At 75.2% G+C, this 11,262-nt stretch carries 12 protein-coding genes and 1 pseudogene; all 13 read left to right on the top strand.

Annotation, left to right across the window (positions count from 1 at the left end):
* The first annotated feature begins 2 nt into the window (after positions 1-2).
* Positions 3-1,034, top strand: coding sequence for a quinone-dependent dihydroorotate dehydrogenase (locus AC3X7Z_RS11665; protein WP_489976022.1), 1,032 nt, complete (start codon positions 3-5; stop codon positions 1,032-1,034).
* The gene (locus tag AC3X7Z_RS11660; RefSeq protein WP_489976021.1) at positions 1,027-1,905 is read left to right on the top strand and encodes an iron-sulfur cluster-binding protein; all 879 of its coding nucleotides are present in this window, start codon (positions 1,027-1,029) and stop codon (positions 1,903-1,905) included. The genes AC3X7Z_RS11665 and AC3X7Z_RS11660 overlap by 8 nt, the downstream gene beginning before the upstream one ends.
* On the top strand, positions 1,902-2,774 hold the full coding sequence (locus AC3X7Z_RS11655; RefSeq protein ID WP_489976020.1) for a tRNA-dihydrouridine synthase: 873 nt from the start codon (positions 1,902-1,904) through the stop codon (positions 2,772-2,774). The genes AC3X7Z_RS11660 and AC3X7Z_RS11655 overlap by 4 nt, the downstream gene beginning before the upstream one ends.
* A complete protein-coding gene (gene pyrF / locus AC3X7Z_RS11650; RefSeq protein ID WP_489976019.1) occupies positions 2,771-3,595 on the top strand; it encodes an orotidine-5'-phosphate decarboxylase in 825 nt (274 codons plus the stop codon). The genes AC3X7Z_RS11655 and pyrF overlap by 4 nt, the downstream gene beginning before the upstream one ends.
* Positions 3,592-4,029 (top strand): hypothetical protein, encoded by a 438-nt coding sequence (locus tag AC3X7Z_RS11645; RefSeq protein ID WP_489976018.1) that lies wholly within the window; start codon positions 3,592-3,594, stop codon positions 4,027-4,029. Before pyrF ends, AC3X7Z_RS11645 begins: the two co-directional genes overlap by 4 nt.
* A 158-nt stretch (positions 4,030-4,187) precedes the next feature.
* On the top strand, positions 4,188-4,511 hold the full coding sequence (gene mihF, locus AC3X7Z_RS11640) for an integration host factor, actinobacterial type (RefSeq protein WP_186342117.1): 324 nt from the start codon (positions 4,188-4,190) through the stop codon (positions 4,509-4,511).
* Positions 4,508-5,140 (top strand): guanylate kinase, encoded by a 633-nt coding sequence (gene gmk / locus AC3X7Z_RS11635; protein ID WP_186342118.1) that lies wholly within the window; start codon positions 4,508-4,510, stop codon positions 5,138-5,140. Before mihF ends, gmk begins: the two co-directional genes overlap by 4 nt.
* 15 nt (positions 5,141-5,155) lie before the next feature.
* Positions 5,156-5,467, top strand: coding sequence for a DNA-directed RNA polymerase subunit omega (gene rpoZ / locus AC3X7Z_RS11630; RefSeq protein ID WP_172261153.1), 312 nt, complete (start codon positions 5,156-5,158; stop codon positions 5,465-5,467).
* A gap of 13 nt (positions 5,468-5,480) precedes the next feature.
* Positions 5,481-6,698: a bifunctional phosphopantothenoylcysteine decarboxylase/phosphopantothenate--cysteine ligase CoaBC gene (gene coaBC, locus AC3X7Z_RS11625; protein ID WP_489976017.1), complete on the top strand. Its 1,218-nt coding sequence runs from the start codon at positions 5,481-5,483 to the stop codon at positions 6,696-6,698.
* Between the two features lie 70 nt (positions 6,699-6,768).
* Positions 6,769-7,971: a methionine adenosyltransferase gene (gene metK / locus AC3X7Z_RS11620; RefSeq protein WP_186342120.1), complete on the top strand. Its 1,203-nt coding sequence runs from the start codon at positions 6,769-6,771 to the stop codon at positions 7,969-7,971.
* Positions 7,972-8,127: 156 nt separating this feature from the next.
* The gene (locus tag AC3X7Z_RS11615) at positions 8,128-10,137 is read left to right on the top strand and encodes a primosomal protein N' (RefSeq protein WP_489976016.1); all 2,010 of its coding nucleotides are present in this window, start codon (positions 8,128-8,130) and stop codon (positions 10,135-10,137) included.
* A 109-nt stretch (positions 10,138-10,246) separates the two neighbouring features.
* The gene (def, locus tag AC3X7Z_RS11610) at positions 10,247-10,792 is read left to right on the top strand and encodes a peptide deformylase (RefSeq protein ID WP_489976015.1); all 546 of its coding nucleotides are present in this window, start codon (positions 10,247-10,249) and stop codon (positions 10,790-10,792) included.
* Positions 10,792-11,139, top strand: a pseudogene (locus AC3X7Z_RS11605) (methionyl-tRNA formyltransferase); the annotation flags it as partial. The gene def and the pseudogene AC3X7Z_RS11605, both read left to right, overlap by 1 nt.
* Between the last annotated feature and the right edge of the window lie 123 nt (positions 11,140-11,262).

The following is an 11,262-nucleotide window of genomic DNA, read 5'->3' as shown; positions in this document are numbered from 1 at the left end:
CCGTGGGGGCCTACGACATCGTCTTCGAGCGGGGCCTGACCCGGATCGACCCCGAGCGGGCGCACCACGCCGCGTTCCGGGCGATCCGGGCGGCGACGCCCGTGACGGCCCGGGCCCTCCGCGTCCCGTCCGCGCCCGTGCAGGCCCTCGGCCTGAGCTTCCCCCATCCCCTCGGCCTGGCCGCCGGCTTCGACAAGAACGCCGTCGGGATCGACGGGCTCGCCGCGCTCGGCTTCGGCCACGTCGAGATCGGCACCGTCACCGGTGAGGCACAGCCCGGCAACCCCGCGCCACGGCTCCTCCGGCTCACCGACGACCGGGCGATCGTCAACCGGATGGGGTTCAACAACGACGGCGCGGAGGTCGTGGCCCGGCGGCTGGCGGCCTGGCGCGCGGAGGGCGGCTCGACCGTCCTCGGCGTCAACATCGGCAAGACCAAGGTCGTCCCCGAGGAGGAGGCCGCCCGCGACTACGAGAAGTCGGCCGGCCTGCTCGCCCCCTACGCCGACTACCTCGTCGTCAACGTGTCCTCGCCCAACACGCCCGGCCTGCGCGACCTCCAGGCGGTGGAGAAGCTCGAGCCGCTGCTGGGCGCCGTACGCCGTCGCGCCGACGAGGTGCGCCCCGACGACCGGGTGCCGCTGCTGGTGAAGATCGCGCCCGACCTCAGCGACGACGACGTGCTGGCCGTGGCCGACCTCGCCCTCGCCACCGGGCTCGACGGCATCATCGCCACCAACACCACGATCAGCCGTGACGGCCTCGCCACTCCCGCCGCCCGCGTGCAGGAGGTCGGCGCCGGCGGGCTGAGCGGGCGTCCGCTGACCCAGCGCTCCGAGGACGTCGTGCGGATGCTCCGCGAGCGCGTGGGCCCCGGCCTCACCCTCATCGGGGTCGGCGGCATCACCACCGTCGACGACGCGCGGCGTCGGCTCGCGGCCGGCGCCGACCTGCTGCAGGCCTACACGGCGTTCGTCTACGAGGGTCCGCTGTGGCCGCGCCGGATCGTGCGGGGTCTCGCCACGGATGGCTGAGCCGCGGCCGGTGCCGGGCGGCGGGCAGGCGAGCGACCGGACCAGGGACCGGGACCGCGTCCACCCCAGCGTCCCCCCCAGCGTCCATGTCGACGGCGCGGTCGTCGGCACCAAGCGCGCCGGGCGCTACCGCCACCTGACCCTGACCGCGCCGGGCGTGCCCGAGCGCTTCCGGGCCGGCAACTTCGTGGCCGTCAGCGTCGCCGGGCACGTCGCGCGGCGGGCGCTGTGGATCCACCGGGTGCGCGCGTCGAGCGCGTTCGGCCCCACCCTCGACGTCGTCGTGGAGCCCCGGGGGAGCGGCACCCGGTGGCTCGCCGCCCAGCCCGTCGGCGCGCGGATCGCGATCACCGGACCACTGGGGCGGCCCTTCGCGCTGCCCAAGGACGCGGTGTCGTGCCTGCTCGTCGGGGAGGGCTACGCCGCCGCGCCCCTCTTCCCGCTCGCCGAACGCCTGCGCGAGCGCGGCTGCGCGGTGTCGCTGGTGGTCTCCGCCCCCGACGAGTCGCGCCTGCTGTCGGCCCTCGAGGCCCGCCGGTCCGCCCGGTCCGTCACCGTGCTCACCGCCGACGGCTCGGTCGGCCTGCGCGGGCCGGTCGCCGACCACGTCGACGACCTCGTCCGCCGCAGCGACGCCGACGTCGTCTACGCCGCCGGCCCCCACGACGTCCTCCGCAGCGCCGCGGCAGCCGCCGAGCGTGCGGGCGCCTGGAGCCAGGTCGCCGTGGAGGCGCCGACGCCCTGCGGCACCGGGCTGTGCCACGGGTGCCCGCTCCCCGTCGTCGGCGAGGACGGCGTCGAGCGCGTCGTCCGTGCCTGCACCGAGGGTCCCGTCGTGCGCGGCGACCGCGTCCAGTGGGACGCCCTGTGAGTGCCGCCCCCGTCGTCGGGATCCCCGGCCCGGTCATGGTCGCCGCCGGCTGCGGCGGCACCGGGCGCGAGCTCGAGGCCTACGCCGGTCCCGACGGTCTGGCCGGGCTCGCGTTCGTCACCCGCTCGATCACCCTCGACCCCCGCAGCGGCGGCCCCGGTCCGCGCGTCTGCGAGGTGCCGGGCGGGCTGGTCAACTCCGTGGGCCTGCCCAACCCCGGCCTCGAGCACTTCCTCGCCACCGAGCTGCCGTGGCTGGTGCGCGCCGGGGCCACCGTCCTCGTCTCGATCGCCGGCGCGACGATGGGGGAGTACGCCGACCTCGCCCGCCGGCTCAGCCGCGCCCCCGGGGTCGCCGGCCTCGAGATCAACGTCGGCGCGCCGGACGAGGCGGGCGCCGGGCTGTTCGCGGTGCGTGAGCCCTACCACGCGGCCAGCGTGATCGCGGCGGTGCGGCGCGAGTTCCCCGCCGACCGGCCGGTCCTGGCCAAGGTGCGTCCCGACGTGTCCCGCGTCGTCGAGGGCGCCCGCGCCTGCCACGAGGCGGGCGCGACGGCCGTCGTGATCGGCAACGCCGTCCCCGCCGCCCTGCTCGACGGGCGGGCGGGCGGGCTCAGCGGGCCCGCGATCGCGCCGATCGTCCTGCGCTGCGTCGCGGAGGTGCGCCGCGCCGTGCCCGAGGTGCCCGTCGTCGGGTGTGGTGGCGTGCACGACCTGCGCTCGGCCGAGGCCTACCTCGACGCCGGCGCGAGCGCCGTGCAGGTCGGCACCGCTCTGCTCCACGACCCCACGACCGTCACCCGTCTGCGCGCCGACCTCGCAGCCCGACCCGCGCCCCGACCGAATGCCCGACCCGAGGAGACCCGATGACCCCGTTCGGCACCCGCCTGGCCCACGCCATCGAGGACCGGGGGAGGTTCTGCGTGGGCATCGACCCGCACTCCGGGCTGCTGCGCCAGTGGGGGCTCGACGACGACGTCGCCTCGTTGGAGCGCTTCGCGCTCACCGTCGTCGAGGCGGTCGCCCCGGTGGTCGGTGTCGTCAAGCCGCAGAGCGCGTTCTACGAGCGCTTCGGCAGCCGCGGCATCGCCGTGCTCGAGCGGGTGGTGGCCGAGTCGCGGGCTGCGGGGGCGCTCGTGCTGATGGACGCCAAGCGCGGTGACATCGGCTCGACCAGCCAGGCCTACGCCGACGCCTACCTCGATCCCACCTCGCCGCTCGGCTCGGACGCCGTCACGGCGAGCCCCTACCTCGGGTTCGGGTCGCTCGCGCCCATGATCGAGGCCGGGCGGCGCCACGGCGGCGGGGTGTTCGTCCTCGCGCTGACCTCCAACAAGGAGGGCCCGGAGGTGCAGCACGCCCGCAGCGGCGACGCGACGGTCGCGGGCACGGTGCTGGCCCACCTGCGGGAGGCCAACGCCGGGGCGGAGCCGGTCGGCTCCTTCGGCGCCGTGGTCGGGGCGACGATCGGCGACACCGACGAGGACCTCGACATCAACGGGCCGCTGCTGGTGCCGGGCTACGGCGCCCAGGGCGGCACGGTGGACGACCTGACCCGCATCCTCGGCGCCGCGGCGCGCTGGGCGCTGCCGAGCTCCTCGCGCGAGGTGCTGCGGGCCGGGCCCGACGTGGCCGCGCTGCGCGACGCCGCCCGGCGGGGCAACGACGCCGTGCGGGGCCTCGGGGCGTGAGACTCCTCGTCCCGGCGCTGCTGGTGGCGTGCCTCGCCGCCGGCGGGTGTTCGGGCGACCGCGAGCAGGACTACTGCGAGGCCGTGGTGGAGCACCAGGCCGAGCTCTCCGAGGTGGCGTCCTCCGACGACCCCGGCGCCGTCCTCGAGGCGCTGGACGCCTACGACGACCTCGCCGACCGAGCGCCGCGCGGCATCGCCGACGACTGGTCGACGGTCCTGCGGCCGCTCCACCGGCTCGACCGGGCCCTGGCCGAGCACGACGTCGACCCCTCGACCTACGCCGCCCAGGACCCGCCGCCCGGACTGTCGGGTGACGCGCGGGCGGAGATCGAGGCTGCCGCCCGCGCCGTCGGCTCCGCACGGACGGTCGAGGCGATGGCCGAGGTCGAGCAGCACACGCTCGACGTCTGCGGGACGCCGCTCTCGGGGTGAGCGTCGCGGTGTCCCGCAGCGCCGCCCATGGGGAACATCACGTCGAGCGGGCGGGGCCGTGGGCCCGATTGCCCGACCCGACGCGACGTGACTAGATTGATCCGCACCAGCCGGAACTCCCCTTCCGACCCCTGCCCGACCCCCGAAGGATCTCCTCCGTGGCCTTGCCCCCTCTGACGCCCGAGCAGCGCCAGGCAGCCCTCGACAAGGCTGCGGCCTCCCGACGTGAGCGGGCCGAGGTGAAGAACCGGCTGAAGAACTCCGGCGGCTCCGTCGTCGACGTCCTCCACGAGGGCCAGACCAACGAGGTCATCGGCAAGATGCGGGTCGTGGAGCTGCTCCAGTCGGTGCCCGGCCTGGGGCGGGTGCGCGCCCGCCAGGTGATGGAGCGCCTCGGCATCGCCGAGAGCCGACGCGTGCGGGGCCTCGGCGTCAAGCAGGTCGCCGCGCTCGAGCGTGAGTTCGGCCCCGACGCGTCGTGACCGACCCCGCTCCGACGCCCGCCGACGACCAGCCCGGCCCCCGGGCGTCCCGTTCGCGCCTGATCGTCCTCGCCGGTCCGACGGCCGTCGGCAAGGGGACGGTCGCCGCCGCGGTGCGCGACACGCACCCCGAGGTGTGGATCTCGGTCTCCGCCACCACCCGCGCCCCGCGCCCGGGTGAGGAGCACGGCGTCCACTACTGGTTCGTCTCCGACGAGGAGTTCGACGCGATGATCGCCAGGGGCGAGCTGCTCGAGTGGGCCGTCGTCCACGGCGCCGCCCGCTACGGCACCCCCCGCGGGCCCGTCGACGCCGCGCTGGCAGCGGGTCGCCCGGCGATGCTGGAGATCGACCTGCAGGGCGCGCGCCAGGTGCGCGAGACGATGCCCGAGGCGCTGTTCGTGTTCCTCAAGCCGCCGTCGTGGGAGGAGCTCGTCCGCCGCCTGGTCGGCCGCGGCACCGAGACCGAGGCCCAGCGCGAGCGCCGGCTGGAGACCGCCCGGGCCGAGCTGGCCGCGGAGAGTGAGTTCGACGTCACCATCGTCAACCACGAAGTTCACGCCGCAGCCGACGAGTTGGTAGCCTTGATGGTTGGACCCGCTCCGTCCACCCCCTCCACCACCGACTAGCGAGGCACTCACACCGTGGCTTCTCCCACCATCGCCGCCGAGGGCGTCACCAACCCCTCGATCGACGACCTGCTCACCAAGACCGACAGCAAGTACAAGCTGGTGCTCTACAGCGCCCAGCGTGCCCGCCAGATCAACGCCTACTACTCCCAGCTCGGCGAGGGCCTGCTGGAGTACGTCGGCCCGCTCGTCGACACCCACGTGCAGGAGAAGCCGCTGTCGATCGCGCTCCGCGAGATCAACGACGACCTCCTGACCTGCGAGGACATCGACCCCGCCGCCGAGGCCGCTGCCGCCGAGGCCGCTGCCGGCGACGCCACGGAGTGACGCGAGCCTCCCGATGACCGCACGGGTCGTCCTGGGCGTCTCCGGCGGGATCGCGGCCTACAAGTCCTGCGAGCTGCTGCGCCGGTTCACCGAGTCGGGGCACGACGTCACCGTCGTGCCCACGGCCTCCGCGCTGGAGTTCGTCGGCGCGCCCACGTGGGCCGCGCTCTCGGGCAAGCCGGTCGCGACCGACGTGTGGACCGGCGTCCACGCCGTGCCCCACGTCCACATCGGCCAGCAGGCCGACGTGGTCGTGGTCGCTCCGGCGACCGCCGACCTGCTCGCGCGAGCGGCGCACGGCCTTGCGGACGACCTCCTCACCAACACCCTGCTCACGGCCCGCTGCCCGGTGGTGTTCGCCCCGGCGATGCACACCGAGATGTGGGAGCACCCCGCGACCCAGGCCAACGTCGCGACGCTGCGCCAGCGGGGAGCGGTCGTCATCGAGCCCGCCGTGGGGCGCCTCACCGGCGCCGACACCGGCAAGGGCCGCCTTCCCGAGCCCGGTGCGATCTTCGAGCTCGTGCGCGAGGTCCTCGACCGCGGCGCCGACGCCCCGCAGGACCTCGCCGGGCGCAAGGTCGTCGTGTCCGCCGGGGGCACCCGCGAGTACCTCGACCCGGTCCGCTTCCTCGGCAACCGGTCCTCGGGCCTGCAGGGCTACGCCCTCGCCCGGGCCGCCGCCGCGCGGGGCGCGCACGTCACCCTGGTCAGCGCCAACGTCAGCCTCGCCGACCCGGCCGGCGCCAGCGTCGTACGCGTCGAGACCACCGCGCAGCTGCGCGAGGCGGTCGTCGCCGCGACCGCCACGGCCGACGCGGTCGTGATGGCGGCGGCTCCCGCCGACTTCCGGCCCACCTCGACGAGCGAGGCGAAGATCAAGAAGGCCGACGACGGCTCGGCGCCCGCCATCGCGCTCGAGCAGAATCCCGACATCCTGGCCGAGATCTCCCACGACCGGGCCCGCGAGGACGCCGTCATCGTCGGCTTCGCCGCCGAGACCGGCGACGCCACCGGCTCCGTGCTCGACCTCGGTCGGGCCAAGCTCGCGCGCAAGGCCTGCGACCTGCTCGTCGTCAACGACGTCAGCGGCGGCGCGGTCTTCGGCAGCGCCGACAACGAGGCCGTGGTGCTCGGCTCCGACGGCGCGGCCGTCGAGGTGCCCCGCGGCACCAAGACCGCCCTGGCCCACGTGATCTGGGACGAGGTCGTCCGGCGATTCGCCGACTGAGACCTGCGTCCCAGCTGCCGGCCAGCAGGTACGTTTCATCCGACCGACCCAGAGAAGAATCGAGAGCAACGTGGCTGGACGCCTGTTCACCTCCGAGTCCGTGACCGAGGGGCACCCCGACAAGATCGCCGACCGCATCAGCGACTCGGTGCTCGACCACCTCATGGCCACCGACCCCGACAAGGCCAACCTGCGGGTGGCCGTCGAGACGCTGCTGACCACCGGACTCGTGGTCGTCGCCGGCGAGGTGCGCACGGGTGCCTACGCACCGGTCGCCGACATCGTCCGCAGGGCGATCCTCGAGATCGGCTACGACTCCTCGGAGAAGGGCTTCGACGGCCACACGTGCGGCGTCCAGGTCGCCATCGGCGCCCAGTCGACCGACATCGCCGCCGGCGTCGACGCCGGCCACGAGTCGCGCGTCGGCTCGTCGGAGGACGAGCTCGACAAGCGCGGCGCGGGCGACCAGGGCCTGATGTTCGGCTACGCCTGCGACGACACCCCGCAGCTGATGCCGCTCCCGATCACCATCGCGCAGCGGCTCGCCCAGCGCCTGACGCAGGTCCGCAAGAGCGGGACGCTCGGCTACCTGCGTCCCGACGGCAAGACCCAGGTGACGATCGAGTACGACGAGGACGACCGCCCGGTGCGCGTCGACACCGTCGTGCTGTCCACCCAGCACGACCCCGGCGTCGAGCACGCCCAGCTCGAGGCCGAGATCAAGCAGCACGTCATCGACCCCGTGCTCGCCGACGTCGACCTGCCCTCCGAGGGCTACCGCATGCTGGTCAACCCGACCGGCACCTTCGTCATCGGCGGCCCGATGGGTGACGCCGGCCTGACCGGTCGCAAGATCATCGTCGACACCTACGGCGGGATGGCCCGCCACGGTGGCGGCGCGTTCTCCGGCAAGGACCCCTCGAAGGTCGACCGCTCCGCCGCCTACGCCATGCGCTGGGTCGCGAAGAACGTCGTCGCGGCCGGGCTGGCCCGCCGGTGCGAGGCCCAGGTCGCCTACGCGATCGGCAAGGCCGCCCCGGTCGGCGTGTTCATCGAGACCTTCGGCACCGGCGTCGTGTCCGACGAGTTGATCCAGGACGCCGTCCTCGAGGTCTTCGACCTGCGTCCGGCCGCGATCATCCGCGACCTCGACCTGCTCCGCCCGATCTACGCCGAGACCTCCGCCTACGGCCACTTCGGCCGCGAGCTGCCGGAGTTCACCTGGGAGAACACCGACCGCGCCGACAAGCTGAAGGCCGCCGCGGGCGTCTGACGCCGCGGCGGGCGTCGTTCGTCGTTCGCTCGCCGTCGCTGTCGGAGTCCCCGCTCGAGCGGGGACTCCGACACCTGGAGGCCGTTGCAACCCCCTCCAGGTGTCAGACTTCCCCACCAGGTACGACGGTCGGTGGCCGCTGACACAATCGCCCGCATGACCTCACGCGAAGCCCCGGAAGCAGACATGCTCCCGGGGCTTCGTGCTGCCGTGGACGACGCTCGCGCCAAGGCGGCCGCGACGCGGCGCCGGAAGGCCGCCGCGTGGGAGCCGGCCGCCGTCGATCCCGTCGCGCGGGTGCTCGTCGACATCGCCCTGGCCCACCTCGACCGCCCCTTCGACTACGCCGTCCCGATCGCCATGGCCGAGACGGCCGTGCCCGGAGCGCGGGTGAAGGTCCGCTTCGCCGGCCAGGACGTCGACGGCTACGTCGTCGAGCGGGCGAGCCGCACCGACCACACGGGCATCCTCCAGCCGCTGAGCCGGGTGGTGAGCCCCGAGCCGGTGCTGGCGCCGGAGATCGCCGAGCTCAGCGCCACGATCGCCCACCGGTACGCCGGCGCGCGCTCCGACGTGCTGCGCCTGGCGGTGCCGCCCCGCCACGCCGCCACCGAGAAGCTGCCCTCCCCGCCCGCGCCGCCCGCGCCGTCCCCGCCGGTCCCCGCGGCCTGGGCCGAGGTGCCCCACGCCGACGCGTTCCTGAGCCACGTCGCCACCGGCGGCGCCCCCCGCGCGGTCTGGTCGGCCGCCCCGGGCGACGACTGGCCGGCGATGATCGCCGAGGCCGTCGCCGCGACCTACGCCGCAGGCCGGGGCGCGCTGGTCTGCGTGCCCGACCGCCGTGACGTCGCGCGCGTCGACGCGGCGCTCACCGAGCTGCTGGGGGAGGGCCACCACGTCTGCCTGAGCGCCGACGGCGGTCCGGCCGCCCGCTACCGCGACTTCCTCGCCGTCTCCCGCGGCGCTCGGCGCGTCGTCGTCGGCACCCGCTCCGCCGCGTTCGCCCCGGTGCACGACCTCGGGCTGGTGGCGCTGTGGGACGACGGCGACGACCTGCACGCCGAGCCCCGCGCGCCCTACCCCCACACCCGCGAGGTGCTCCTGCTGCGCGCCGAGCAGCAGGGCACGGCCGCGCTGCTCGGCGGCGTCGCCCGTACGCCCGAGGCGCAGCAGCTGGTCGCGAGCGGCTGGGCCCACGAGCTGGCGGTGCCCCGCGAGGTGCTGCGCCGCCGGGTGCGGGTCGAGGCGGTGCCGGCCGAGGACCGCTCCGTCGGCACGCGCATCCCGCGGGCCGCCTACGACGCGATCCGGCAGGGACTGACCGCCGGGCCGGTGCTGGTGCAGACGCCGCGCGCCGGCTATGCCGCCTCGCTGGCCTGCGACACGTGTCGTACGCCGGCCCGGTGCACCGCGTGCACCGGCCCGCTGGTGGTCGACGGCCCCGTGGTGCCGCCGCGGTGCCGCTGGTGCGGGCACGTCGAGGCGCCGTGGTCGTGCCCGACGTGCGGCGGCCACGGCCTGCGCGCCCCCGTGCGGGGCGGGGCCCGCACCGCCGAGGAGCTGGGGCGGATGTTCCCCGGCACCACGGTCCGCACCTCCAGTGGCGAGCGCGTGGTCGACCGGGTCGACGCGGCCGCCGACCTCGTCGTCGCGACGGTCGGGGCAGAGCCGGTCGCCGAGGGGGGCTACGCGGCCGTCGTCGTCCTCGACACGTGGCTGAGCCTGGCCCGCGACGACATGCGCGCCGCGGAGGAGGCGCTGCGCCGCTGGCTCAACGCCGCCGCGCTGGCCCGGGTCGGCGGCCACGTCGTCGCCGTGGGTGACCCGGCCCATCCCGCGCTCCAGGCGCTGGTCCGGTGGGACCCGGCCGGCTTCGCGCGGCGCGAGGCCGAGGAGCGCTCCCAGGCCCACCTGCCCCCGGCCGCGCGCCTGGCGACCGTGACCGGCGACCTCGGCGCCCTCGACGACGTCCTCCACCTGCTCGACCTCCCCGACGGCGCCGAGGTGCTGGGCCCCGTCCCGGTGGACCACGAGCACCGCGTGCTGCTCCGGGTCCCTCGGGGGAGCGGCGAGGCGCTCTCGCGCTCGCTGGGCGACCTCCAGCGGATCCGCTCGGCCCGCAAGCTCGACCCCGTCCGGGTGCAGGTCGATCCGCTCACGGTCTGAGGCGGCGCAGACCCGGCCGCCATGACGGGGCCACGGACGCGTCCCTAGACTTGACGCCGCCTGCCCAGGCCCCACCGTCAACCTCGTCCACCTCGTCCAAGGGAGCTCCGTGGCCGTCCAGCCCATCCGCCTCTTCGGTGACCCCGTGCTCCGCCAGCAAGCGATCGAGGTCGACGACTTCGACCGCGAGGTCCGCCAGCTCGTCACCGACCTCACCGACACCATGCTCGCCGCGCCCGGTGCCGGCCTCGCGGCACCGCAGATCGGCGTGGGCCTGCGCGTCTTCACCTGGAACGTCGACGGCGAGGTCGGCCACCTGGTCAACCCCACCCTGGAGCTCTCCGAGGAGACCCAGGACGGCGCCGAGGGGTGCCTGTCGCTGCCCGAGCTGACCTACGACTGCATCCGCGCCCTGTCGGTGGTCGCGACGGGGTTCGACATGTACGGCGAGCCGCAGCGCATCGTGGCCTCCGACCTGCTCGCCCGCGCGATGCAGCACGAGACCGACCACCTCGACGGGATCCTGTTCATCGACAAGCTCGACACCGCAGCCCGCAAGGCGGCGATGAAGGAGATCCGCGAGTCCGACTGGTTCGGCCTCGAGCGACCGACCGTCCGGGTCAGCCCGCACGCCACCCACGGACTGGGCCTCTGATGCGCGTCGTCTTCGCCGGCACCCCCGAGGTCGCCCTGCCCGCGCTCGACGCGATCGCCGACAGCCGCCACGAGCTCGTCGGCGTCGTCACCCGCCCCGACGCCCCCAGCGGCCGCGGTCGCAGGCTGGTCGCCAGCCCGGTCGCCCAGCGTGCCGAGGAGCTCGGCGTCCCCGTGCTCAAGCCCGAGCACCCGCGCGACCCCGAGTTCCAGGAGGCGCTCGCCGCGCTGCGCCCCGACGCGTGCCCCGTGGTGGCCTACGGTGCCCTGCTGCCGCAGTCGGCGCTCGACCTGGTGCCGCACGGGTGGATCAACCTCCACTTCTCCGTGCTCCCGTCCTGGGGGGGGGGGGGGGGGGGGGGGGGAGGGGGTTGGTGGGGGGGGGGAGAGCGGGCGAAGTTGCGGAGGTTGCTGAGGTAGCGCAGGTACTCCGTGCGCGATCCGGTGACCTGCTGGGCGCGCTGCTTCCGC

It is taken from the genome of Nocardioides sp. Z24_21 (assembly GCF_058134345.1).
Note: the sequence above shows the minus strand (reverse complement) of the source record. Positions and strands in the feature narration are given on the sequence as shown.

Bases quoted from the DNA above. Each gene is read 5' to 3' on its own strand.
- AC3X7Z_RS11660 (WP_489976021.1), top strand. From the start codon at position 1,027: ATGGCTGAGCCGCGGCCGGTGCCGGGCGGCGGGCAGGCGAGCGACCGG.
- pyrF (WP_489976019.1), top strand. From the start codon at position 2,771: ATGACCCCGTTCGGCACCCGCCTGGCCCACGCCATCGAGGACCGGGGG.
- coaBC (WP_489976017.1), top strand. From the start codon at position 5,481: ATGACCGCACGGGTCGTCCTGGGCGTCTCCGGCGGGATCGCGGCCTAC.
- AC3X7Z_RS11615 (WP_489976016.1), top strand. From the start codon at position 8,128: ATGACCTCACGCGAAGCCCCGGAAGCAGACATGCTCCCGGGGCTTCGT.